Source organism: Halobacillus litoralis (genome assembly GCF_020524025.1).
Classification (GTDB): Bacteria; Bacillota; Bacilli; order Bacillales; family Halobacillaceae; genus Halobacillus; species Halobacillus litoralis_D.
Genome location: NZ_JAIVKN010000003.1, coordinates 404,127 through 429,252 on the forward strand (window position 1 = coordinate 404,127; position 25,126 = coordinate 429,252).

Here is a 25,126-nt window from a genome sequence, read left to right on the forward strand (position 1 = left end):
ATGGGCTATGATTACATTTCTTCTGCTCCGCTTATATCATTTCTTGAAACAGGTTCAGCAATCGGTTCCCCTGATTCACTAAACACCTGCTCGGTTCCTTCCACCTGGACCTCTACAGATTCCACACCATCAAGTTCTGTCATGCTCATCACAAGACTTGCAAGAGCTGCATCTGACAAGGAAGGCTCTTCTGTACCTGTGAGCACTTTTTCGTTAAAAGATAAGGACAGGACACCATTTTCAAGTCTTGACCCCACCATTAAGGCTCCTTCATGAAAAGGATTCATGAGTGAAGTACCAAGTTCCGGACCATTAAGGAGAGCCTGCACTCTTGATTCATACTCATCGCTTCCTTTTTCTACACGTGTGGTGACAGGTACTTGATACACCTGTTCACCATTTTGAGCTGGGAAGTATACGGTTACTGCCTCGCTGTTTAAAACATCTGTCTGAACACCCACAAGGTGGTTGATTCCATCAGCACGGGAAACTCCTTGAGAAACTGGTGTACCGTCAACAGGCATGACCTCTTGTTCATGACCGTTAATCCAAAGTTTGATCCGCTTCACATTATCAAATTGAGTTAAGGTGTATGTCATGGCCTGAAGAATTTTCTCTTCATCTTTGGCTTCATAGTTCTTGAAGTCCTCCGATACATCAACAATCAGGGTACCATCTTCCTCTGTATTTAGTCCTAAGATCTCTGTTCCAGCAGGAAGAACGGCTTCAAAGCCATTCGGTAAAAGGTTTGTGACTGGGCCATCTTTCACCATATATTCAAGGGCTTGTGTAGCGACCTCTTTAGAAGCAGGAAGCTGCAGGGTTTGCGGTGCCACCATCCCATTGGCATCCATCAAATAAATTTCACGGGCGACAGTGGCTGAAGCCGCTTCGTCTTCTGAACTTTCAGCTCCTTCTCCTTCGCCTTTTGCTGGAGGTCTTGTTTCATCACTACTATCTTCTGGCGACATCGTAACCACCTCATCTGGTGTATCCATCTTCTCTAATGATTGCTCTCCTTCGAAAAGGCAGCCTGTAAGCAACCCTGTACTTAACATTAATAAAACCGCAAGTATAAAGGGTTTGTAGCCATACTTCTTCATAGTTTTCCCTCCTGAGATAGATTGTACTACCATGTATACGAGCCCCATATTGGATTAGACCAGACATTTTGAAGGAAAAGTGGAGGAGCGAATCAGCTCTAGGAAGAATCGGGTTTCATTTATTTTGAAGTTAATTACTCGACCGTCTTCTCTAAATCACCCCCAGCAATCAATTTTAACAATCGTTTTAGGCGGGGAAGTTTAAGTTGCTTAGAAAAAAATGCACCCTTGCAAAAAAATCTTGAACAACCATTCAAAGTTGATGATAAAAAAAGCTCCGCCTTAATAGGCAGAGCTTGAAACGTTCTCGAGTTCAACAGATTTCAACACCTGGACAGGTTCTTCAAACCAGCTATTCGCGACCAGCCGGAATTTCTCCATATCCCCTGTTGTATAAAATTCATGAACTGGGTCCACATCATCTTTCTCCAGTGCTTTTTGATAAGCAAGAATTAAGCTTGCTTCTCTTGCCGTCTCTTCTCCAGAGCTGATGACCTGGATATGTTCTCCCATCTCATGCTGCACGAGGTGTTTTATGAGAGGATAATGCGTGCATCCAAGAATCAATGTGTCAATATGATTCATGTCCTTTAAAGGTTTCAGCGTACGCGAAACAATGCCCTGTGCTTTCGGTCCTGATAAAATTCCTTCCTCGACCATTGGAACAAGTGGAGGACAGGCCAGGTCATTCACCCTGATTGTTCTGTCGATAGACATGAGTGCATCAGGATAGGCTTTACTCTCAATCGTTCCTTCTGTTCCAATCACACCAACCCGCTTATTCTTACTCACTTTAATCGCGGCTCTTGCTCCTGGTTCAATGACTCCTATTACCGGAATGGACAGTTCCTCCTGCAGTTCCTCTAACGTATAAGCCGTGGCAGTATTGCAGGCAATAACGAGCATCTTTATATTTTTACCTAGTAAATAGTTGACCATCTGCCATGTAAAGGCACGTACTTCTTCTTCTGACCGTGGTCCATAAGGACATCTTCTAGTATCTCCTAAATAAAGAAATGTTTCTTTAGGTAATTGACGCATCAATTCCCTTGCCACGGTGAGTCCACCCACACCAGAATCTATGACTCCGATTGCCTGTTTCACTTTGCATCCCTCTTTTATCTACCTTAGTTGGCTGATTCTTGATCTGTTTCTTTCATTTTTTGGTGAAGAACCTGCAATAAGCGGTTTAATGTTTCTACATCTTCAACGGGGACGTCTTTTAAAACGTCCTCCAAGTAATTTTGCCGCTTCTCAATGACTTCATGGATAATCTGCTTCCCTTTATTTAGAACATGAATCCGTACAACACGTCTGTCTTTTGGATCTCGAACACGCTCTACCAATTCATTCTTTTCCATGCGGTCGACTAAATCAGTGGTCGTACTGCAGGCTAAATGAATATAATTAGAAAGTTCACCAATAGTCATGTCACCTTTCTCAAGCAGCCATTGTAAAGCAACAAACTGCGGCGCTGTAATTGGATAATGATTTAAGATTACTCGTCCTCTTTGTTTAATGATTCCGGCTATGTAACGTAGTTCTTTCTCCACATCTGCCATCATTGACGTTTCCTGTGAATGAGTCACCTTCAGCACTCCTAACGAATATACTTTGTACCTATCATTCTCATGGTTCCCTGTGAAAAATTCAAGGCTAATGCTTTATTTATAGAAAAAACCCTTTCAGGTATTGCCCAGACATTGATGCGGCCCTACCTGAAAGGACTCCCCCATCCCAAAACAATGACTGTGCTAATCTATGGAGATTATAATTCCAGTTCACCCATACGCAGCAGTTCGACAACTGCCTGTGAGCGTCCCTTCACTCCCAGCTTCTGCATTGCATTTGAAATGTGATTCCGCACAGTTTTCTCTGAAATAAAGAGCTCTTTTGCGATTTCCCTTGTCGTCTTATCTTGCACTAGAAGCTCGAAGACTTCTCGCTCCCGCTTGGTTAGAATTTGTGTTGGCCGATAGCCGTCCTCCTTCACAAGCGTACCCCTCCTTGTTGATCCTGAGCTTTCACGAGGGGAATTATTTAGTCCATGTATCGTATGAATTCAAGGGCTGCCTTGTGCTATACATTCAGGATTTAGACACAAGCCCGAATTCCTGGGCTTTAAAAAGCGCTTCGGTTCTTGACCGCACGTTTAGTTTATTAAAAATCCCTGTCAGTGTGTATTCCACACTACGCTGCGACATATGAAGCGTCTGGGCAATTTCTCTATTTGTAAATCCGGACGCTACTTCCTTTAAGATCGACTGCTCTTTTTCATTCAGGGAGAGACCTTTTGCTGCGGCCGATTCCGAAGTTTCACTTACGCTTGCTTCCGAACGCCTTAGCTGCTTAAACAGGTGTAACGGGATCACCACTTCATCCCTTAAGGCACTTCGTATCGCTGTAACCAGCTGCTCGCTTGTTGCTGTCTTACTGACAAATCCGTTGATATCTGCTTCTACAAGCATATTAAAATGCGTGTTTAAATCAAAACCAGTGTAGATAAGCAGTTTAATATCTGGATGTGTCTTCCTTACACTCTTCGCAAGTTCAATTCCATTTATGCCCGGCATATACAAATCGAGCAGTAGAATATCATAGTCTTTCTTCTCCAGAAGACTCTCCACACACCCATTTTCATGAATGACATCGACCTTCATATCCTCTTCCTGCTCTAACATTGATTTGGTACCTGCTCCTACAGCGGGATGATCATCAACAATTAATATATTCATCTTACATGAACCTCCTTATTTACCTTGTAGGGAAAGGTGATAATGGTTTTGAACCCCTCACCTGGAGCGGTCTCAATTTCTATATTTCCATTCAATCCGTTCACACGCTGCTCAATTCCTGACAATCCTATATGAGAAAAGAGATCACGCTTAACGAAAGAATTCATTCCTTTCCCATTATCCGAATACAGCAATATCACTTGATTATCATCATTAGAAAGCGATAATTTTACGATTTTCGCTTCTGAATGCTTCATCGCATTGGTTAATAATTCCTGCACAACCCTGAAGATAGCGAGAATCCGTTCCTGATCTAAATACGCATCAAACCGCTCATTAGAAAAGTACACGGTAAAGTTCGAACGTAATTGGTATTGATGAATTAAGTTTTTTAGAGACTGGACAAGACCAAGTTCTTCTATGAAAGCAGGACGGAGTTCATTGCATGTTTCTCGAATTAAGTGAATGCTGTCGAGCAGAGACTCTTTGTACATTTCTAATTCTGCATGCAGACTCTGAGTTAAATCATGTCTGTTTCCAATTAAATCGTCCATTTTACGATACAGATACAATTGCTCCTGCAGCACCGTATCGTGTAAATCAATTGACAGCTGTTTCCGTTGGTTTTCAGCAATTGTAAATAGTAAGCGGGACAGCCATGTCGGATATTTCTGTGTTTGATCATTCCTGAGAGTACGTAACTCTTTGACGAGATCCTCAATCAGGTTCATATTTTCTATGGCAATGTTGGCATTGTGAGAAATGGTTTGTAAATACGTCTTTTCATCCCTGTTCAAAGTAGTAAAATCCTTTTTCCCTTTACACCACATCATGGTCAATTTCTCAAGCGAGAACCCGACAATCACTCCAAATCCCTTTTCCGTTTCAATAATTGAACCTATGTCATAGTTATGATCTGCGAGGTGCTCATCGAAATGGTCAATAATATCCTCAGGAATCTGATCATACACACAGTACATGTTCTTTTTATTGTGCTTCGAATAAATATAGATTTCTCTGACATTTAAGACATTCCGTACTTCATCCCTCATGACCCGCATTAAATCTACCGCATTGGATTGATCTTTCATATCTTTAGCCATCCGGTGCATACTCTCCTGGTAACTGTAACGAGCAGAAAACAAATAGCGCTGCATACGAAAATCAACCACTTCCTTCAGCCATAAAAAGAGAATAAAGGAAGTATGAATGAGCAGATAAACTTGAATATAAATAATCGGAGATAGATTTCTTTGAATGAGCCAGCCGATCGTAAATGTAAGGAAAAGACTCGGCAGGAAAGAAAGCATAAAATAATAACGCAGACGATTCACCACAAAGTGAATATCAATCAACTGCTCACGTGTAATCAGATACATAAATGTTACAGGAAGGGCTATTAAGAACACCGCTCCAACTTCAAGTGATATAATTTGGACCCCGAACGTAAGTGACGGAATCAAATACAGCCATATATAAGGGAAAAATGCGACCGTCATCCCTATCGCCATATATTTAAATATGGAACCTACAGATGTTGCCCGGTAAACATATAAGCCTCTATAAATGATAAAGAATGAAACAATATATAAAATGAGTAATAACACTAGTGGAACCGGCTGAAAGAAAGCCGGATATTCAAAGGTAAATAAAAAGTAGAATTCAAACCCAGATACGCAAAAAACAAAAGCGTATAAGTAATAGATGACTTTTTTTGAGAACCAATAGATATTCAACTCATCAAAATAGTTATATAGAAAATGAATCAGGATGACAGGGGATACTAAAAAAAGCGTTGTATTTAGAAAGAGACTGTATACATCCGCCCGAACGGCTCCGCTGTTGCTTAAATATCCTGTTGCAATAGCCAGAAAGAATAAAATTAACTTCTTAGCCGAATACCTTCTTTCGATACGATTATGAACGAGATAAGAAATCCCTAAAGTAACAATAAAAAATAGGACAGGAAGAATAATATAAAGAATCCAATGGGATGGAGTCGAGTATCCGATCTTGTCATAAGTCACTTCTCTTCCTAACCTTTCAACAGAAAACGAATCCGCCAGTTCCAGCTCATTGAACATAGCAACCGATCTGTGTTCCCCTGGGCTTTCCCCTTCAACACTCGTAACCTCAGATCCAATGGGTACATTCTGACGCTCTCCCCAGCTGTCTTTTTGTATATCAGTAATGATCCACTCACCTTGTTGGTTTTTTTGTACATCTATGCCCAGATAGGGCTGTGTTACAGATAAGATAATTAAGTAGCAGGCAGATACCATAAAAAATGATAGAATGATCCATTGCCACCAGTTATATTGACGCATTTCACTCACCCTTAAGCATTATTCAATCAAGTCTATTATACTATCCATCACAAGTCCTACAACCCCTGAATATATATCAGATAGTCTATTAGTGGAATGAGTATAGACAGCCACCGTTCATCCCTATATTTTCTTTTGCATGACTGAAAGACAAGAGAATGGTTTTATAGGAGGGGGGCATTAAAGCCTGTGATCAACACAGTAACTCATTACTCACAAAAAACCCCTGCACCTAATTAGGTGCAGGGGTTTTTTTCCTATAGATTATACGCGCTGGTCACTGCCAAAGAAACTCTTGAAAGATTCAATTGCCGTGTCTCGGTTTAAAGCTGCAATTGAAGTAGTCAAAGGAATTCCTTTCGGACAGGCCTGTACACAGTTTTGAGCGTTTCCACATCCCATAAGACCTTCTTCATCCATAATGGTCTGAAGGCGTTCACTCTTATTCATTGCTCCAGTTGGGTGGGAGTTGAATAAACGAACCTGAGATAATGGAGCGGGCCCGATAAAGTCAGACTTGCTGTTTACGTTTGGACAAGCTTCCAGACAAACACCACATGTCATACATTTAGAAAGTTCATATGCCCATTGACGCTTGCTTTCCGGCATCTTCGGTCCAGGACCAAGATCGTACGTACCATCAATTGGAACCCATGCTTTTACTTTCTTAAGTGAATCGAACATGCGGCTGCGGTCCACTGCCAAATCCCGATTTACCGGGAATGTTGACATTGGTGCAAGACGGATCGGCTGTTCAAGCTGGTCAACAAGAGCTGTACAAGATTGGCGTGGTGTCCCATTAATCACCATTGAACAAGCTCCACATACTTCCTCTAGACAACCCATATCCCAATAGACTGGTGTTGTCGGTTCCCCGTCAGCATTGACAGGATTACGTCGGATTTCCATAAGAGCTGAAATGACGTTCATATTCTCACGATAAGGAATCTCAAACTTCTCATCATAAGATGGTTCATCCGGGTGGTCCTGACGGGTGATAATAAACGTAATCGTCTTATTTTCGCTCATGATCGTTACCTCCTTTATTTACTCTTCGAGTAGTCACGTTTACGAGGCTCAATTAAGGATGTATCGACTTCGTCATAACGGAAAACCGGTTTGTTATTTTCTTTATCATAACTAGCGACCGTTGTTTTCAGCCATTCTTCATCATTACGTTCCGGAAATTCCGGTTTATAATGCGCCCCTCTGCTTTCATTACGGTTATAAGCACCTTGTGTGATGACACGCGCCAGTTGAAGCATATTCCAGAGCTGACGAGTAAACATGGCCCCCTGGTTGCTCCAACGGGATGTATCATTAATATTGATGCGTTGATAGCGGTCCATCAACTCCAGGATTTTCTCATCTGTTTTCTTAAGCTTTTCATTTTCCCTTACAACGGTGACATTATCCGTCATCCATTCGCCGAGCTCTTTATGGATCTGGTAGGCATTCTCATCCCCATCCATAGCCATAATCTGTTCAAATTTCTCCTGCTCTTCTTTCACTTTCTCTTCAAAAAGAGTAGAAGTCATTTCCTCTGAAATTGTTTCAAGACCTTCTGTGTATTTAACAGCATTCGGTCCTGCAACCATTCCCCCGTAAATCGAAGATAAAAGGGAATTGGCACCCAGGCGGTTACCACCATGTTGTGTATAATCGCACTCGCCTGCTGCAAAAATTCCAGGGATGTCCGTCATTTGATCATAGTCAACCCACATGCCGCCCATAGAATAGTGGACAGCCGGGAAGATCTTCATTGGTACTTTCTTAGGATCATCGCCTACAAATTTCTCATAGATTTCAATGATTCCTCCAAGCTTAACGTCCAGTTCCTTAGGATCTTTATGAGAAAGGTCCAAATAAACCATATTCTCACCATTAATTCCAAGCTTCTGGTTTACACAGACATCAAAGATTTCACGTGTTGCTATATCACGCGGAACGAGGTTTCCATAGGCAGGATACTTTTCCTCCAGGAAATACCAAGGCTCGCCATCTTTATATGTCCAAACGCGTCCGCCTTCCCCGCGGGCTGATTCACTCATAAGACGAAGCTTATCATCACCAGGAATGGCAGTTGGGTGAATTTGAATAAATTCACCATTCGCATAACTTACGCCCTGCTGATAAAGCGCACCAGCGGCTGAACCTGTATTAATGACTGAGTTTGTAGATTTACCAAAGATAATTCCTGGACCGCCGGTAGCCATGATAACGGCATCAGCAGGGAAAGCTCTTATTTCCTGGTCACTTAAGTTCTGACCAATGACCCCGCGTCCGACTCCTGAATTATCTACAATAGCTGAAAGAAACTCCCAGCCTTCATACTTGGTAACAAGACCATTTACTTCGTGACGGCGGACCTGCTCGTCAAGTGCGTACAATAACTGCTGACCGGTGGTTGCCCCCGCGAAAGCTGTACGGTGGTGCTGGGTACCTCCAAAACGACGGAAATCAAGGAGACCTTCTGGAGTACGGTTAAACATAACTCCCATACGATCCAGCAGATGAATAATTCCAGGTGCTGCATCACACATTGCTTTAACAGGAGGCTGGTTCGCTAAAAAGTCCCCGCCATAAACGGTGTCATCAAAGTGCTCCCACGGTGAGTCCCCCTCACCTTTTGTATTAACGGCCCCGTTAATTCCACCTTGGGCACATACAGAGTGAGAACGTTTAACGGGCACAATAGAAAGCAAATCTACGTGAACCCCTTGTTCCGCTGCTTTAATTGTTGCCATCAGGCCGGCTAAACCGCCGCCAACAACAACAATATTTCGATTTGTCATGATTGAAGCTCACTCCCTTGAATACTAAAAGTCTTTCTATTTGTTACAACAAGTTTAATAGATTATATTCCGTATGCGAACTGGATTAATGTACGAACACCCACATAAGAGATCGCTACGAAAACAATGATGCTGGCATATGTCATAATCAACTGTGAGCGAGGTGAAACTGTAATCCCCCAGCTGACGAAGAACGACCATAAGCCGTTGGAGAAGTGGAAAGTAGTTGAAATCACCCCTATTATGTAGAACCAGAAAAAGAAAGGTTCTGTAAGGATGTCCTCCATCAACTGATAGTTCAAATCTGCCCATCCGAACCCTACAGCAATCCTTGTCTGCCACACATGCCACGCAATGAAAATAAGTGTGATGATTCCTGTGATTCTTTGGAAGATAAACATCCAGTTCCTAAAATAGCCAAAATTAGATAAGTTACTTTTAGCTGTGAATGCAATGTACACTCCATATATGGAATGGAACAATAGTGGCAAGAAGATGACTAAAGTCTCCAATACATAACGATATGGCAGACTCTCCATAAAATGAGCCGCCGCGTTAAATGCTTCCGGGCCACGTGTTGCAAAATAGTTCACAGTTAAGTGCTGGATCAAAAAGATCCCAATGGGAATAACCCCTAGTAGTGAATGCAGTCTTCGATTAACGTATCCTCTTGTTCCCGCCATATTTACCCCCCTCGAGATATTAACAGATTGAAAATGGACATTATTCAGACAGTTAAGCGCTTTAATAAAGCAATAAAAATAATAGGAAAAGCCCCTTTTCCCTATAGTCGTCTGGCCAATGTACAATTTGTGACATGTTTATTGTACTTCTATCCCGTATAAGCGTCAAGAAAGCTAGTTTATAAAATGCTCAAAAATACACATTTATTTCCTTTCGATAAAATAAGACAAATATTATTGCACACAGTCACATTTCGAGTGATAATAAAGAGAGAAAGGAATGAGCGTTTTGAAAGAATCTACGAAGTTAACAACGAGCAACATTTCATCGCTTGTGGGCACAGGAGCAGGGTTCGATCTTATGCGTTATTACACCCTTCCCGATTTTCTCGGAAAGGACGCCCCATACCTTCTCTATTACATGGGGAAAAACATGGCCAGGCAGTCGAGCATTGAATCTTTCGACGAACTCTATGAATTTTTCCAATACATGGGCTGGGGTGAACTTGTTAAAATAAAAGAAAACAAAAAAGAAATCTTGTTTCACCTTAAGGGGCATATGATCGAAAAACGCCTGCACCAAAAATTACTTACCATTGAATTCCGATTGGAGTGCGGTTTCTTATCGGAGATTATTCAGCAGATCACAGGTCATACATACGAATGTTTTGAAGAAAAAAATCAAAAAGAAAACCTTGTAGAAATTAAAGCTCTTAAAGGTTAAAAAAGAACCAGCTGTCATTCTTCAGCTGGTTCTTCTTCGTTATTCAGGTGAATAAGGATCGTATTTGCTACAGGTTCAGGCACACCCAATTTTGTAATATCTGCGATGTCAGCATTTTTAATATCTGCTACCGACTGAAAATGTCTCAGCAGGAGGCGTCGCCTTTTCTGACCTACTCCCGGAATATTATCCAGTTCTGACTGAATAGCCCCTTTCCCTCTTAACTGGCGGTGGAATGAAATGGCGAAGCGGTGAACTTCGTCCTGGATACGCTGGACGAGATAAAATTCCTGAGATTGGCGGTCAAGGTTAATCGGACTTGGAGGGTCTCCATATAAAAGTTCGCTTGTTTTATGCTTATCATCCTTAGCCAGTCCGCACAGCGGCACATCAATGCCAAGTTCATTCTCTAAAACATCAACGGCGGCTGTCATCTGGCCTTTGCCTCCATCTACAACGATTAGATCAGGAAGCGGGAGATTTTCTTTTAATACCCGTTTATACCTCCGCCTGACTACTTCTCTCATCGTTTCATAATCATCAGGTCCTTTAACATCCCTGACTTTATATTTCCGGTATTCCTTTTTGTCTGGTTTTCCATCTGTGAAGACAACCATGGCAGATACAGGGTCCGCCCCTTGTATATTGGAGTTATCAAAGGCTTCAATGCGATGGGGCGTTTCTATATTCATGTGTTCCCCTAGAGCTTCGACAGCTTTAATCGTTCTTTCTTCATCTCTTTCAATCAGCGCAAACTTCTCTTCTAATGAGATCTGCGCATTTTTCATAGCTAATTCCACAAGCTCTTTCTTTCTGCCCCGCATTGGAATATGGACTTTTGTATCCAACGCACCTTCAAGCACATCAACATCCGTGGCCATTGGAACAAGGACCTGCTTCGGATATGGATGATTTTGATGTAAATAGAAACGCCCTATATAACTAATGAATGTTTCTTCTGGATCATCAAAGAATGGGAATAAGGCAACGTCACGTTCGATTAACTTCCCTTGACGGACGAAGAAGACTTGGACACACATCCATCCTTTATCATAGGAATAGCCAAAAATATCCCGATCAACTTGATCATTCATAGTCATTTTCTGCTGTTCCATAACCGATTCAATATGTTCAATCTGATCCCGGAGTTCTTTGGCACGTTCAAAGTCCAGCTCTTCCGAAGCTTCAAGCATTCTTTTTTTCAGGTCTTTTTTAATCTCTGTATGACCACCATTCAGAAACGAAGTAATGTTTTGGACAATTTCTTCGTTCGTCTGTTTCGTCACCTTAAATTCACACGGACCAAGACATTGGTGCATGTGGTAATAAAGACAAACGCGATCCGGCATCGTATTGCATTTACGCAGTGGATATAACCGGTCCAGCAATTTCTTCGTTTCTCTTGCTGCAATGACGTTTGGATACGGACCAAAATATTTCCCCTTGTCTTTCTTTACATTTCTGGTCACTATCAGCCTCGGATGACGTTCAGCTGTTACTTTTAAATAAGGGTAGGTTTTATCATCTTTAAGCAGCACATTATATTTAGGGTCGTATTTTTTTATGAGGTTCATTTCTAATATTAGGGCTTCTATTTCAGAGGTCGTTACAATGTATTCGAAATTGACAATTTCACGAACAAGTCGCTGTGTTTTCCCGTCATGAGCTCCGGTAAAATAGGAGCGAACTCGGTTTTTCAACACTTTGGACTTCCCTACATAGATGATTGTGCCGTTTTTATCTTTCATCAAATAACAGCCTGGTTGATCAGGCAATACGGCAAGTTTCTCTTTAATCGTTGAATTCAAATGGCTCACTCCATTCCATGCAGACGTATATATAGAAAATACCACATGATAGAAAAGTTATGCATATGAAAAGCCGCGCTGCATGCAGCGCGGCTTTAAAAGGAATAGTTTTCCTCTTAGGAATGCTTCGTAATTAATTCAGCTAGAGCTTCCTTCGGTTGGAAACCAATCACTTGGTCAACGACCTGACCATCTTTGAAAAGAAGGAGTGTTGGAATACTCATAACGCCGAACTTACCAGCTGTTTCCTGGTTTTCGTCAACATCAAGTTTAACGATTTTCACCTGATCGCTCATTTCTGTATCTAATTCTTCCAATACAGGAGCGATCATTTTACATGGTCCGCACCATGGAGCCCAAAAGTCAGCAAGGACAAGACCCTGGCCTGTTTCTTCAGTGAAATTTTGATCTGTAGCTTTTACAATTGCCATAATATAATTCCTCCTCGACCTAATAGTCTGTTAAGAGTATATCACTATCTATTTTTAGTGACTAACAATTTGTTTATACCTTATTTAAACATGGAATAAAGCCGAAGCCAAATATTTGGCTTCGGCTCATTAGTTAAGCATTCACTTTTATTTGTTTAATTTCATCAATCAGTTTCGGTACAACATCGAATAAGTCTCCAACAATGCCGTAGTCAGCCACGTTAAATATGTTGGCTTCAGGGTCTTTGTTAATGGCTACAATCACTTTAGAGTTCGACATGCCCGCCAGGTGCTGAATAGCGCCTGAGATCCCGCATGCAATATACAGGTCTGGAGTAACTACTTTTCCGGTCTGACCAATCTGCAGGGAATAATCGCAGTAACCAGCATCACAAGCTCCCCTTGAAGCCCCAACGGTTCCTCCAAGAACTTCAGCCAGCTTTTCCAATGGTTCGAAACCTTCTTCACTTTTCACTCCGCGGCCGCCTGCTACAATAACTTTCGCCTCAGATAAATCTACGCCATCAGAAGATTTACGAAGTACATCTTTAATAATGGTGCGGATATTAGAGATCTCCACCTCTTTCTCAGATACAGATCCAACCAGGGAATCATCTCTCTCAAGTGGAGGAATGTTATTAGGACGGATTGTAGCAAATACCAGGCCGTCAGTGATCTGCTTTTTCTCAAAAGCTTTTCCGGAATAAATCGGGCGTGTAAAGACAATATCTCCGCCCTCTGCAACCACTTCTGTTGCATCGGAAATTAAGCCGGATTCCAGTTTACTTGCAAGTTTAGGAGTCAAATCCTTCCCAATAGCTGTGTGTCCCATAACAATTCCTTCAGGTGACTCATCGTCAATAACTTGAGAAACCGCCTGACCATAGCCATCAGATGTATACGTTTTCAATTCTGGGTTCGAAACAGTAATGACACGAGCAGCCCCATGATACACCATTTCCTGTGCCATTGCATTTAAATCTCCATCTCCGCATAATACACCGACCACTTCTCCACCGTCACTGATAATGCCGGCTGCTGCAATGGCCTCAAAAGTTACATTTCGCAATTCCCCTTCTCTTGCTTCCCCAATCACTAACACTTTTTTACTCATAACGATTCTCCTTTCCCTTTATCGATTAAAGTACCTTCGCTTCTGTTTTTAACAATGAAACAAGCTCTTTCACTTGATCATCTACTTCCCCTTCAAGAACTTTGCCTGCTTCTTTTTCTGGTGGAAGATATATTTCTATCGTTTTCGTTTTCGGTTCAACATCGTCCTCATCAAGATCAAGGTCATCGATCTCCAGTTCTTCAAGCGGCTTCTTCTTGGCTTTCATAATACCCGGCAAAGAAGGATAGCGGGGTTCATTCAGTCCCTGCTGGCATGTTACAAGTAGTGGAAGAGAAGTTTCTACTTTCTCCACATCCCCTTCAACATCACGTTCAATTTTCGCTGTTGTTCCATCAATTTCAATCTTTGTAATGGTTGTCACACATGAGATATCCATGCGTTCAGCTAAACGCGGACCAACCTGACCGCTTGCTTCATCAATGGCAACATTACCACCAAGAATGATATCTACTTCTTTATCTTCAAAGAACGCTTCTAAAATCTTAACAGTAGTGAACTGATCCCCTTCTTCAAGGTCATCTTCTGTATTAATGAGAACCGCTTTATCAGCCCCCATAGCAAGTGCCGTACGCAGCTGCTTCTCTGAATCTTCTTCACCGATGGTTACAACAGTCACCTCTCCGCCATGCTCATCACGAAGGTTAATCGCTTCTTCAACCGCATACTCATCGTATGGATTAATGATATATTCTGCACCATCATCTGCAATCGCACCATTTTGAACCGTAATCTTTTCCTCAGTGTCGAATGTTCTTTTCAGTAATACATAAATGTTCATTTTCTAAAACCTCCTGGACATTAATTTTTGAAATCAGGATTTCTTTTTTCTATGAATGCCTGTATTCCTTCTTTGGCATCTTCATTTCCAAACACTTCCCCAAATGCTTCAGCCTCTGCCTTGTTCCCTGCCTCAAATTGTGTACTATGTGCGTAGGGAATGAGCTTCATGATATGATGAATGGTCGGTCCACTCTTATTAGCGATGGCCGCAGCCAGTTTCTCAGCTGCCGGGAAAAGTTCATCATTGGAAAAGCTCTTGTTGGCCAGGCCTATTTGTGAAGCTTCCTCTCCCTTAATTGGTACTCCCGAGAGAATCATCTCGTAGGCCCTGGCTGCCCCAACGTACCTTGGAAGACGCTGGGTACCTGCGAAGCCAGGAATAATGCCAAGGTTCAACTCAGGCAGTCCCAGCTTCGCATCCTCAGCTACATATCGGATGTGACAGGCCATCGCCAATTCTAAGCCGCCTCCCAAGGCAGCCCCGTGAATAGCGGCGACGACAGGAATGTGGAAGTTTTCAATTCTAGAAAACAACTCCTGCCCTTTAGATGCGAGCTGTTTATAGTCATCAGCCCCCTGCAGAACAGTAAACTCTTTAATGTCTGCCCCTGCAGAAAAGAACCGTCCTTCTCCTTTAAGGAGAATAGCTTTAATAGAAGCATCCCCCTCAATTCGGTCTAACTCATCTGACAAGTCGTTTAAGATCGTACTGGATAATGCATTGGCAGGTGGGCTTTGAATTGTAATCTCAGCCACCTGTTCTTTGACCACTACCGATAATGTTGACAAAACAACCTCTCCCCTCAATGACCTTGTCGGGCTAACCCATAAGTAATCAAGCTATGGACTTCTTTCGCCTGGTCTACTATGTTATAACGCTGATCCTTCATCACCCAATTGGTCACCGTCTCATCCATCATCCCAAAAATCATTTGACGTACAAGACGGCGATCAAGGCCGCTCCGGAAAAGCTCCTCCTCAACACCTTCCTCAACAATTTGATCGATGACATTTAAATATCGTTTTAGAACATTGTTGATTTTTTGACGCAATTCTTTGTTGGACTGACGTAGTTCCAACTGTGTGACAATTGCGAGGTGATGATCGGCAGTCAGCTGTTCAAAATGTGTTTTAATCAATGTTAAAAGTTTTTCCTCAGCTGTCTGCCCAGAGGTTATTTCATGCTCGATCTTTTCTATGAACTGCCCCATTTTCTCCTGGAACAAAGAAACGAGGATATCTTCTTTGTTTTTAAAATAAAGATATATCGTACCATCTGCTACTCCTGCTTTTTTAGCAATTTTAGAAACTTGAGAAGAGTGGTACCCATTTTCAGCAATGACTTCAACTGCTGCATCAATAATCTGTTTAAATTTCGGTTTATTTTTTTTCATTGTCTATCTCCTTGCTGTAACAAACTGAAAATGAATGAATCATCATTCATCTATTATTCTACATACAAGGAAATATTCTGTCAACTTTCTTTTAAAAAATTACTGAATACTTTCTGATTCCTCAAATTTCAACTTCTCTTCTTCTATTAATGTCCGTCTCAAAATTTTCCCAACAGCCGTTTTTGGCAGTTCTTTACGGAATTCATACACCCTTGGAACCTTATAAGCAGCCATATTTTTACGGCAGTATTCGTTCAGCTCATCCTCTGTAATATCACTGCCCTGTTTCTTCACAATAAAGGCTTTGACGGTTTCTCCACGATACGGATCAGGTACACCTACAATAACAGCCTCCTGCACTTCAGAGTGCTCATATAACACTTCCTCGACTTCTCGAGGGTAGATGTTATATCCTCCGGCGATAATCATATCTTTTTTACGATCTACAATGTAAAAATAGCCTTCATCAGTCATATAGCCCATATCCCCGGTACGGAACCATCCGTCTTCACTAAGCACCTGAGCTGTGTCATCAGGTCGGTTCCAGTACCCTTTCATTACTTGAGGGCCCTTGACGACAATCTCACCAATCTCTCCATTTTCCGCTTCTTCTTCGGCTTCCATTTTATAGATTTTCGCATCTGTATCCGGCCATGGAACCCCGATACTGCCACTGACCCTGTTCCCCCATACAAAATTGGAATGGGTAACCGGTGACGTTTCTGTCAGACCATATCCTTCGACCAGCTTTCCTCCTGTGACCTGTTCAAATCTCTCTTGAACCTCTACAGGTAAAGGAGCAGATCCGCTGATACAGGCTTCAATGGAGGATAGATCATATTTTTTCAAGTTCGGATGATTTAATAATGCAATATAAATGGTAGGCGCTCCTGGAAAAAGAGTCGGACGCTGCTTTTCAATCACTTTCAGAACGTCTTCTGCTTCAAACTTCGGCATAAGAATCATCTTATTTCCCATCATAACAGATAAATTCATCACGGATGTCATACCATATACATGGAAGAAAGGCAGGACAGCAAGAACTGTTTCTTCTCCATCCTTACATTTATACAACCACTTCTTAGACATCTGAGTGTTTACAATTAAGTTATAGTGAGAAAGCATAACTCCTTTTGGAAACCCTGTTGTGCCCCCTGTATACTGCAGAAGAGCCAGGTCCTCTACAGGATCAATATCGACAGGAGATACCGAGCTGGTGCTGTTTTTCATAAGGTGACTCCATAGATGGGTGTCTGTCGATTGTTCCGGTCTTACAAGGACCTGATACTGTCTCTTTTGTATAAATGGATAGATTTTGTTTTTAGGGAAAGGCAGATAATCTTTAATTCCAGTTACAATAATGTGTTCAAGTGGTGTATCAGGCTTAACGTTTGCTGCCTTTGGATAAAGAACATCGAGACAGATGATGATTTTAGCTCCAGAATCATTTAATTGATAATCCAGCTCTCTTTCCATATAGAGCGGGTTTGTCTGAACAACTATTCCCCCTGCCATCAGGACACCATAATAAGCGATTACTGATTGGGGACAGTTCGGAAGCATAATTGATACCCGGTCTCCTTTTTCCAAACCGAGCTGCTGAAGATAGTTGGCTACACGTAGAGCCTGGTCGTACACTTCCTTGTAGGTGAGCTCCTTCCCCATAAAATAAAGCGCTTTCTTTTCACCGTAAGCTTCAGCACTTGCTCTTAAATAATCATGGAGCGGACGATTTTCGTATTCAATCGTCACTGGGACCTCTGGTGGATAGAGCTTATGCCATGGACGCTGAAAGGTTGTCATTCATACACGCCTCCCTTAGAGTATCTTCTTTATTATTATAACGACTAAAGACCGATATTTAAAACAGAATTTTAAATTTTGAGAATATTCGCCTTGATCCGCACAAAAAACACACGATCATAAAAAGTTAAAATCATAGCTTTCACCTTAATAAACTTATCTTCTACAGAAGGTTCGGTTTAAGATTATATGTGTAGAGAAGAGTATAAACATTTTCATTTGTATGTGTTACGTTTGTTGAATCCCCCCGATGCTTAAGCTTTAGCGAGGAAATGCACCTGCTGGATTTTCACTCTATCGTTAATTAGGGTCGGCCAAACTGTGAGACTCCCGTTTGACCCAGAAGGACGTCTGTGCCGTTTAAGGAGGCTCAGCACACGCCCGCGGAACCCTTTTTGATCTCCCTCACAATCAAACATTTCGAAATCAAGCCCACTAGATATCTGATATTCACGATAATTATCCACTTACATAATCAACATCCAGGTATAACAGAGCCAAATAAAAAAGCAGCTTATTGCAATAAGCTGCTTTTTTCAGAAGGTATTAAATTAGAAAGAATAGTATGCCGACGATTAAAAAAACAGCGGCTACGACCATTAAAATTTTCGCTAAGGTTTCCACAAACTCTCTCCTTATATAATATTCGCACCTATAACATAGGAAAGACCTACGGAAATAACTAAAGAAATAAATCCAACGGCCTGATTATTTTCAGCGATCTCCTGATCGATCTTGAAGGAAGGAGTCAAGAACTCAAAAATAAAATAGCCACATAATAATAGGCTGAAACCGAACAACCCCCAGCCCATCGTCTGAGCGAGAGAATCGTTGTGCTCAATGGAAAAGCGGAATATATTGGCTATCCCAAACAATTTCCCTCCTGTTGCCATAGCTACAGCAACATTGCCCTTTTTTATTTCTTCCCAATTGTTATAAGACGTTACGATTTCAAATATGGCCATGAAAACAACGAGGCATAGAACAACGACGCTATAACTGGCTGCTGTTTCTACTAATGGATTTTCCCAAAAAGCATTCATCCTTGTCCGCTCCCTTTATGATCCGGTTTAACGTAGTTCTAAAACAGTGACACCACTGCCGCCTTCATTCATGCCTCCAGCACGATAAGAAGCAATACTTCTATGGTTTTTAGCATAATTTTGAACAGCTGTACGAAGAGCCCCTGTGCCTTTTCCGTGAATAATGGAGACTTGAGGATAACCCGCTAGAAGGGCGTCATCAATATATTTCTCCAAACGGTTCAATGCATCTTCATAACGCTCCCCACGCAGATCAAGTTCTGCTTTAACATGAAAACTTTTCCCTTTAACAGTAGCCATTGGTTTTTCTTTATAAGGTTCTTTGGCTTTAACAAACTCCAGTTCTTTCCGCTTCGCTTTTACTTTCATAACTCCTACCTGAACTTGATATTCATTCTTCCCTGTCTGCTCCACTATTGTCCCTTGTTGATTAAGAGTTAACAGCTTCACTTCATCCCCAGCATTCAACTCTGTTGTATCTTTCTTTTTAGGTTCAGGTGCTTTCGCTTTCTTTTTCGCAAGCTCCGGCTGGGCTTCATCAAACATTTTGCGCGCCTCAATCCATTCATGCTCTTTCATTTGAGCCTGTGATTTCATGCTGCGGATTTCACCGACAATTCCTTCTGCTTCTTCTCTCGCCTGACGAATAGCTTTTTCTGCTTTTTGCTCTGCTTTTTCATAGAGCTTTTGTTTCTGGTCCTCGAATTGATCCCATTTGCGTTGCAATTCATTTCTTAAATCTTCTGCTTCTTGAAGAAGGCGTTCCGCCTCTTCATAATCCTGCTCAGCTCCGCGTTTAGACTCTTCCAAGGAAGCAATCATATTCTCTACGCTCTGGGAATCTACACCAATGTGACTTTTAGCAGATTCGATGACTCCTTCATCCAGACCTAGACGCCGGGAAATTTCAAAGGCATTGCTTCGGCCTGGGACTCCAATAAGCAAACGATACGTAGGCCTTAGTGTTTGAATATCAAATTCTACAGAAGCATTGATTACACCTGGTCGATTGTAACCATAAGCTTTCAACTCAGGATAGTGAGTCGTCGCTATCACCCTTGCATCTCTTTTGACCACTTCATCTAATATAGACATTGCAAGGGCAGCACCTTCCTGAGGGTCTGTTCCCGCGCCAAGTTCATCAAAAAGAACAAGAGATTTATGATCGACCTTGTTTAGGATGTCCACTATATTTGTCATGTGTGAAGAAAAAGTAGATAAGCTTTGTTCAATGGATTGTTCGTCTCCGATATCTGCGTACACTTCTTCAAACACAGCCAGCTCACATCCGTCCATAGCAGGGACCTGCAATCCGGACTGCGCCATCAGCGTACAAAGACCAACAAGCTTTAAGGTAACCGTTTTTCCTCCTGTATTTGGTCCTGTAATAACAATGGATGTATAGTCTTCACCAATTTCAATATCGTTCGGGACGACTTCGTCATCAGAAATCAGTGGATGCCTTGCCTGCTGCATTTTAATTCGCCCTTCATCATTCATCGCAGGCATGGATGCTTTCATGGACTGTCCAAGCTTGGCTCTTGCAAACATAAAGTCTACATTACCTAAGATCGTCACATTTTCATATAAGATGTCATAATATTCAGCGATAGACTCTGATAGTTCCTTTAATATCTTTTCTATTTCGTTCTTTTCCTGAACGCGTGCTTCCTGCAGCTGGTTGTTTAAATCGACAACGGTCTGTGGTTCTATAAACAGTGTGGCTCCAGAAGAGGACTGATCATGGACAATCCCTCCAATAGAACCCCGATACTCCTGTTTAACCGGTAGAACATACCGTTCATTTCTGATCGTTACAATCGCATCGGATAACATATTCGATTTAGATTTGGTGAAAGAATCCATCTTATCCCTGACTCGACTCTCATTGGTACGGATCTTAGATCGGATTGAACGTAGTTTTTCAGACGCACCATCCATAACGGTGCCATGTTCGTCAATGCAGTTTCTAATCTCGTCCTCAAGCTCTTTCATGGGAACAATGCTGGAAACCATCTCTCTAAGGATAGGCATTTCAGGCTCTTCCATATCCTCAATGAATCTTTTTAGTTGTCTCCCGCCATAAATGGTACTGGCGATATCCAGACATTCAAGTGCACTCAGCATGCCGCCGATCGTTGTTCTTTTTAAACTCGGTTTAATATTAAAAATTCCTCCGAGAGGTACATGGCCTTTTAGGCGCAGTACTTGTCCAGCCTCGTCAGTTTCTTTCTGCCATTGAAGCACTTCATCAAGATCTGAAGATGGTTTTAATGCAGCTGTTTTCTCTTTTCCTAAAGAAGATGCTGCCTGCTCATTTAATTGTTCCACAATTTTTTTAAATTCTAGTACATGGAGGATTCGTTGATTCATGTGTGACCGTCTCCTTTATTGCTCCTCTAGGATTTCAATTTATCTATCAGCTGTTCTTTTGACCATGTATTAACGACTGTTTCTTTCCTCAGCCAGCCTTTACGGGCAGATCCTACCCCGATTCTCATATGATCAAGCATCGGATAGCTGTGAGCATCGGTATTAATCGCAATGTTCACGCCTTCATCCTGAGCTTTCATAAGCCACTCCCAATTCAAATCCAACCGATTCGGGTTGGCATTCAGTTCTAAAATAGTTCCTGTGCGCCCGGCGCCTTCAATCAATTGCTCAAGATTAACCGCATATCCTTCTCTCCGTCCGATCAAACGCCCTGTCGGGTGAGCAATCATATCCACATGGGGATTTTCAAGAGCATGGGTTAATCGTTCCATAATTTGTTCCTCAGATTGTTGAAAACTGGAATGAATAGAAGCAATCACGAAATCCATTTCTTTTAGGAAATCATCATCGAAATCCAACCGTCCGTCTGGGAGGATGTCCATTTCAATCCCTGCAAAGATATGGAAATCTTCCATCGCTGCATTCAATTTATCGATCTCGACCTTTTGAAGCCGCAGGCGTTCTTCATTCAGTCCATTTGCCACACGTAAGTATTTGGAGTGATCTGTGATGGCTATATAGTCATACCCTTTCGACTTTGCCCGTTCTGCCATTTCTTTAATGGATTGAGCCCCATCACTCCAAGTTGAGTGCATATGAAGATCGCCGCGAATATCGGTCTGCTCAATAAGTTGGATGGGTTTTTTAAATTTTTCTACTTCCCCGTAATTTTCCCGCACTTCAGGAGGAATAAAATTTAAGTCGAAATGTTTAAAAAATGATGTCTCATCTTCGAAGGTTTTCACTTCACCTGTTTCTATATTTTCAATACCATATTCACTTATTTTTTCGTTTTGTTCTTTGGCTAACTGTCTCATAGCCACATTATGGTCTTTTGAGCCTGTAAAGTGATGCAGGGTCGTCGCAAACTCATGTGGTGCTACGATTCGAAAATCGATCCCAATATCATACCCTTCATTAACGACGATTGATACTTTCGTCTCTCCTGAGGCAACGACATCTTTGATATCTGGATACGCCAAAAGCTCATCCCTTGTATCCGCAGGTGATTCTGAAGCAATGATGAAATCAAGATCTTTAATCGTCTCTCTCATCCTTCTTAAACTTCCAGCTCGTGAAAAACGAGTGAACGTTTGAGCATTCTCAAGAAAAGACTCCACTTTTTCTGCCAACGGCAGCATCATAGCGATGGGTAAACGTTCTGGACGGGTGTCTGCTTCTTCTAAGGCCTTCAGCATTTTCTCTGCCGATTTTTTGCCAAAACCCTCCAACTCCTCTACCCTGCCACTTTCTAAAGCTTCCTTCAGCGTCTCTGCATCGGTTACTTCAAGCTTTTGGTACAGCTTGGCCAATTTCTTACCGCCAAGCCCCGGCAGATTAAGCAGGGGGACTAGTCCTTCTGGAACTTCAGCCTGGAGCTGCTTTAAGGTGTCGGATTCTTCATTCGCAATGTACTCATCTATAACAGCAGCGGTGCCTTTTCCTATGCCCTTCATTTTTGTGAAATCTTCCATTTCACTTAAGGATCGGTCATCTCGTTCCAAGGCTTGGGCTGCCTTACGGTAAGCCGATATTTTAAAAGGGTTTTCTCCTTTGAGTTCAAGATATACAGCGATTTTCTCAAGCAGTTTGATCACTTGCTTTTTATCTACAGACATATTCTCACTACTCCTTTTTTAACGCGCGACTTTTCCTCTTCATGAAAAAGAGCCGCCATGATCATAATCATAGCGGCTCTTTCCACATCTCATCTAAAACGTCCTTGATCAGCCCGCTACATGTTCAATCCACAGTGTTTTCAACTGTTCAGAAAAAACCGGGGTATGCTCGATGATCAGCTGGGCAAGAATCGATCCATCCAACGCACTCTGCACCCCTGCCACAGGTACCAGCGCCGCTATGTACAACACGACGAACAAAATGACATAGTTTTCAACAAAGCCTAAAATTCCGCCTAATATCGTATTTAATGAATTCAGAATCGGCAGCTCAGAAACGAAGTCTAACATCGACGCAATAATATGTAGGATAATCTTTGCTCCAAAAAATATGATAGCAAAAGCAATCGCGTTATAAAAAGCCTGTTCTAATGGCAGGTCTTCTAAAAAGACTGCCCATGAGGACTCTCCCGGCAGCTCAGGGTAAGGAACCCATAAAGTCAGTTTGGGGGCCAGATTATCGTAATAAAGAACTGCAACTACAAAAGCTACAACAAAGCCAATCAGATGAAACAGTTGAAGAATAAATCCTCTCTTCAAGCCTGTCATCACACCTATAAATAGTAAAAACACTAACAATAAATCAATCATAATCCTTGTCGTCCTCTTTCTCTATCTTTTCTATATAGTTCATCAGGTCTGTGCACTCGTCCTTCAGCTTTATATACTCGTTCATTGTATTCACAGCGGTCAGAACAGCCAGCATGGCCGTATCCAGACTAGGATTCGCTTCATGGATTTCACGCATTTTCTGATCCACCAGACTCGATACCATACGGATATGATGAGGCTCTTCATGACCAACTATAGTGTAAGACCGTTTATTGATCTCCACTGTAATTCTCTTTTTTTCTTGGTCTGACTGCGACACATTCATACCCCCTAGTTTCTCTCAATCCTAAGCTTTATATTAACATGAGTGTTGACAATTAGGAAACCAATATGGATGTTTTTCGTAAATGTTCTCTTTTTACATCCATTTTGCTATACTGTTCTTATCATTTTCCAAATGCAGAAAGGAATTCGTTATGCCTCAAGTTGTATTGAAATTACCAGCCTCTACTTTAGAGGAAATGAAAGCACACTATGCACGACAACAAAAACCAAACCCTCCAGCCAGTGCCCTTTTTGCAGCAAAAACAAATGCGTGTACAATTACAGCCTACCGTTCAGGTAAAGTGCTTTTTCAAGGACAGAACCCTGGTGTAGAAGCAGACAAGTGGGGGACAGCCTCATCATCCACTTCCAAAAGCACAAAGAAAAGCGGGCGTACACAACATGCTTTTCATCCAGATGAGAAACTTTTCACGAGCTCTCATATCGGCTCTGATGAAGCGGGTACAGGGGATTACTTCGGACCGATCACTGTGGCAGCGGCTTATGTGAAAGCAGAGCAGATTCCACAGCTTAAAGCCATTGGTGTAAAGGACTCCAAAAACTTATCTGATGCTCAAATTACCGACCTTGCAAAAGATATTGTGGCTATGAAGATTCCATACAGCTTACTCCGTCTGCCAAATAAGAAATACAACCAATGGCAGAGAAAAGGTTGGAGTCAGGGAAAAATAAAGACCATCCTACACCATCAGGCCCTCAACAGCCTGCTTAAAAAAATCGAACCAGAAAAGCCGGATGGGATTCTTATCGACCAATTTTCTGAGCCGCACGTATATCAGAAACATCTTAAAAGTGAGAACCAGACGCTTCAGAACAATGTGTATTTCATGACTAAAGCAGAAAGCTATTCCATTGCAGTCGCTACGGGGTCAATTATTGCCCGTTCTGCTTTTGTAAAAGCCATGAATCAACTGGAGTTTGATACCGGTCTCCCGATCCCTAAAGGGGCATCATCTAAAGTAGACCAGGCTGCCGCCGCTATTATTAAAGCCTATGGAGAAACAAAACTTGATGAGCTCGCGAAAGTTCACTTCGCTAACACTCAAAAAGCCAAAAAATTAGTAAAATAACTGAAGCCCCCTGAGTTTTTATACTCGAGGGGCTTTTTATTTAGGCCGGGGCTTAAGCTGAAGTTGTTTTTTCACAAGAAAGACACTTAAGAAGGATGAATATGAATGGATCCATTTCACCTAATGCAGTAGATAAACCTGTGTTTGAACAGAACAAAAAGAAAAAAGGAACTTTCCCTGAGGGAAAGTTCCTTTTATTATAAACAGAGTTTTAAACCTTTATAAG

Annotated in this window: 23 protein-coding genes; 2 read left to right on the forward strand and 21 right to left on the reverse strand. The window is 41.9% G+C overall.

The genetic code is table 11. The features are described from left to right. Positions 1-11: 11 nt before the first annotated feature. From LC036_RS13615 to LC036_RS13655, 9 genes are all read right to left on the reverse strand, one after another. A complete protein-coding gene (locus LC036_RS13615) occupies positions 12-1,103 on the reverse strand; it encodes a GerMN domain-containing protein (protein ID WP_226583523.1) in 1,092 nt (363 codons plus the stop codon). 282 nt (positions 1,104-1,385) lie between these two features. Then, positions 1,386-2,207 carry a glutamate racemase gene (racE, locus tag LC036_RS13620; protein ID WP_226583526.1) on the reverse strand — a complete coding sequence of 274 codons (822 nt, stop codon included), beginning with the start codon at positions 2,205-2,207 and terminating at the stop codon, positions 1,386-1,388. A 23-nt stretch (positions 2,208-2,230) separates the two neighbouring features. Beyond that, the gene (locus LC036_RS13625) at positions 2,231-2,668 is read right to left on the reverse strand and encodes a MarR family winged helix-turn-helix transcriptional regulator (RefSeq protein ID WP_226583956.1); all 438 of its coding nucleotides are present in this window, start codon (positions 2,666-2,668) and stop codon (positions 2,231-2,233) included. 203 nt (positions 2,669-2,871) lie between these two features. After that, positions 2,872-3,096 carry a helix-turn-helix domain-containing protein gene (locus LC036_RS13630; protein ID WP_008635211.1) on the reverse strand — a complete coding sequence of 75 codons (225 nt, stop codon included), beginning with the start codon at positions 3,094-3,096 and terminating at the stop codon, positions 2,872-2,874. A 94-nt stretch (positions 3,097-3,190) separates the two neighbouring features. After that, complete coding sequence (locus LC036_RS13635) at positions 3,191-3,838, reverse strand: response regulator transcription factor (RefSeq protein ID WP_226583528.1); 648 nt, start codon at positions 3,836-3,838, stop codon at positions 3,191-3,193. Continuing rightward, positions 3,835-6,165 (reverse strand): sensor histidine kinase, encoded by a 2,331-nt coding sequence (locus tag LC036_RS13640; RefSeq protein WP_226583531.1) that lies wholly within the window; start codon positions 6,163-6,165, stop codon positions 3,835-3,837. Before LC036_RS13640 ends, LC036_RS13635 begins: the two co-directional genes overlap by 4 nt. Positions 6,166-6,429: 264 nt before the next feature. Next, the gene (gene sdhB / locus LC036_RS13645; RefSeq protein ID WP_226583534.1) at positions 6,430-7,194 is read right to left on the reverse strand and encodes a succinate dehydrogenase iron-sulfur subunit; all 765 of its coding nucleotides are present in this window, start codon (positions 7,192-7,194) and stop codon (positions 6,430-6,432) included. Between the two features lie 14 nt (positions 7,195-7,208). Beyond that, positions 7,209-8,960 carry a succinate dehydrogenase flavoprotein subunit gene (gene sdhA / locus LC036_RS13650; protein WP_226583536.1) on the reverse strand — a complete coding sequence of 584 codons (1,752 nt, stop codon included), beginning with the start codon at positions 8,958-8,960 and terminating at the stop codon, positions 7,209-7,211. A gap of 62 nt (positions 8,961-9,022) precedes the next feature. Continuing rightward, positions 9,023-9,643 (reverse strand): succinate dehydrogenase cytochrome b558 subunit, encoded by a 621-nt coding sequence (locus LC036_RS13655; RefSeq protein WP_226583539.1) that lies wholly within the window; start codon positions 9,641-9,643, stop codon positions 9,023-9,025. Positions 9,644-9,923: 280 nt separating this feature from the next. Between LC036_RS13655 and LC036_RS13660 the strand changes: the two genes are divergently transcribed. Further along, entirely contained in the window at positions 9,924-10,367 is a 444-nt protein-coding gene (locus tag LC036_RS13660) for a YslB family protein (protein ID WP_226583542.1), read from the forward strand. A gap of 14 nt (positions 10,368-10,381) precedes the next feature. Here the strand turns inward: LC036_RS13660 and uvrC are convergent, their stop codons facing one another. The 12 genes from uvrC to zapA form a co-directional block, all read right to left on the reverse strand. After that, positions 10,382-12,175: an excinuclease ABC subunit UvrC gene (gene uvrC, locus LC036_RS13665; RefSeq protein ID WP_226583544.1), complete on the reverse strand. Its 1,794-nt coding sequence runs from the start codon at positions 12,173-12,175 to the stop codon at positions 10,382-10,384. Positions 12,176-12,291: 116 nt separating this feature from the next. Beyond that, positions 12,292-12,606, reverse strand: coding sequence for a thioredoxin (trxA, locus tag LC036_RS13670; protein WP_226583548.1), 315 nt, complete (start codon positions 12,604-12,606; stop codon positions 12,292-12,294). Positions 12,607-12,739: 133 nt separating this feature from the next. Then, entirely contained in the window at positions 12,740-13,720 is a 981-nt protein-coding gene (locus tag LC036_RS13675) for an electron transfer flavoprotein subunit alpha/FixB family protein (RefSeq protein WP_226583550.1), read from the reverse strand. A gap of 25 nt (positions 13,721-13,745) precedes the next feature. Next, entirely contained in the window at positions 13,746-14,519 is a 774-nt protein-coding gene (locus LC036_RS13680) for an electron transfer flavoprotein subunit beta/FixA family protein (RefSeq protein WP_226583553.1), read from the reverse strand. Between the two features lie 20 nt (positions 14,520-14,539). Next, the gene (locus LC036_RS13685; RefSeq protein ID WP_226583556.1) at positions 14,540-15,310 is read right to left on the reverse strand and encodes an enoyl-CoA hydratase; all 771 of its coding nucleotides are present in this window, start codon (positions 15,308-15,310) and stop codon (positions 14,540-14,542) included. Between the two features lie 14 nt (positions 15,311-15,324). Beyond that, positions 15,325-15,915, reverse strand: a complete 591-nt coding sequence (locus LC036_RS13690; RefSeq protein ID WP_226583558.1) for a TetR/AcrR family transcriptional regulator — start codon at positions 15,913-15,915, stop codon at positions 15,325-15,327. Between the two features lie 99 nt (positions 15,916-16,014). Beyond that, on the reverse strand, positions 16,015-17,718 hold the full coding sequence (locus LC036_RS13695) for a long-chain-fatty-acid--CoA ligase (protein WP_226583559.1): 1,704 nt from the start codon (positions 17,716-17,718) through the stop codon (positions 16,015-16,017). Between the two features lie 635 nt (positions 17,719-18,353). Further along, on the reverse strand, positions 18,354-18,761 hold the full coding sequence (locus tag LC036_RS13700; RefSeq protein ID WP_226583561.1) for a DUF350 domain-containing protein: 408 nt from the start codon (positions 18,759-18,761) through the stop codon (positions 18,354-18,356). Between the two features lie 27 nt (positions 18,762-18,788). Continuing rightward, a complete protein-coding gene (locus LC036_RS13705; RefSeq protein ID WP_226583563.1) occupies positions 18,789-21,134 on the reverse strand; it encodes an endonuclease MutS2 in 2,346 nt (781 codons plus the stop codon). Positions 21,135-21,160: 26 nt separating this feature from the next. Further along, the gene (gene polX / locus LC036_RS13710; RefSeq protein ID WP_226583566.1) at positions 21,161-22,873 is read right to left on the reverse strand and encodes a DNA polymerase/3'-5' exonuclease PolX; all 1,713 of its coding nucleotides are present in this window, start codon (positions 22,871-22,873) and stop codon (positions 21,161-21,163) included. Positions 22,874-22,981: 108 nt separating this feature from the next. Then, positions 22,982-23,524: a CvpA family protein gene (locus tag LC036_RS13715; RefSeq protein ID WP_226583567.1), complete on the reverse strand. Its 543-nt coding sequence runs from the start codon at positions 23,522-23,524 to the stop codon at positions 22,982-22,984. Continuing rightward, a complete protein-coding gene (zapA, locus tag LC036_RS13720; RefSeq protein ID WP_226583569.1) occupies positions 23,517-23,810 on the reverse strand; it encodes a cell division protein ZapA in 294 nt (97 codons plus the stop codon). The genes LC036_RS13715 and zapA overlap by 8 nt, the downstream gene beginning before the upstream one ends. A 151-nt stretch (positions 23,811-23,961) precedes the next feature. On the opposite strand from zapA, the gene rnhC reads away from it, so the two are divergent. Beyond that, entirely contained in the window at positions 23,962-24,900 is a 939-nt protein-coding gene (gene rnhC / locus LC036_RS13725; protein WP_226583572.1) for a ribonuclease HIII, read from the forward strand. Positions 24,901-25,126 lie beyond the last annotated feature (226 nt).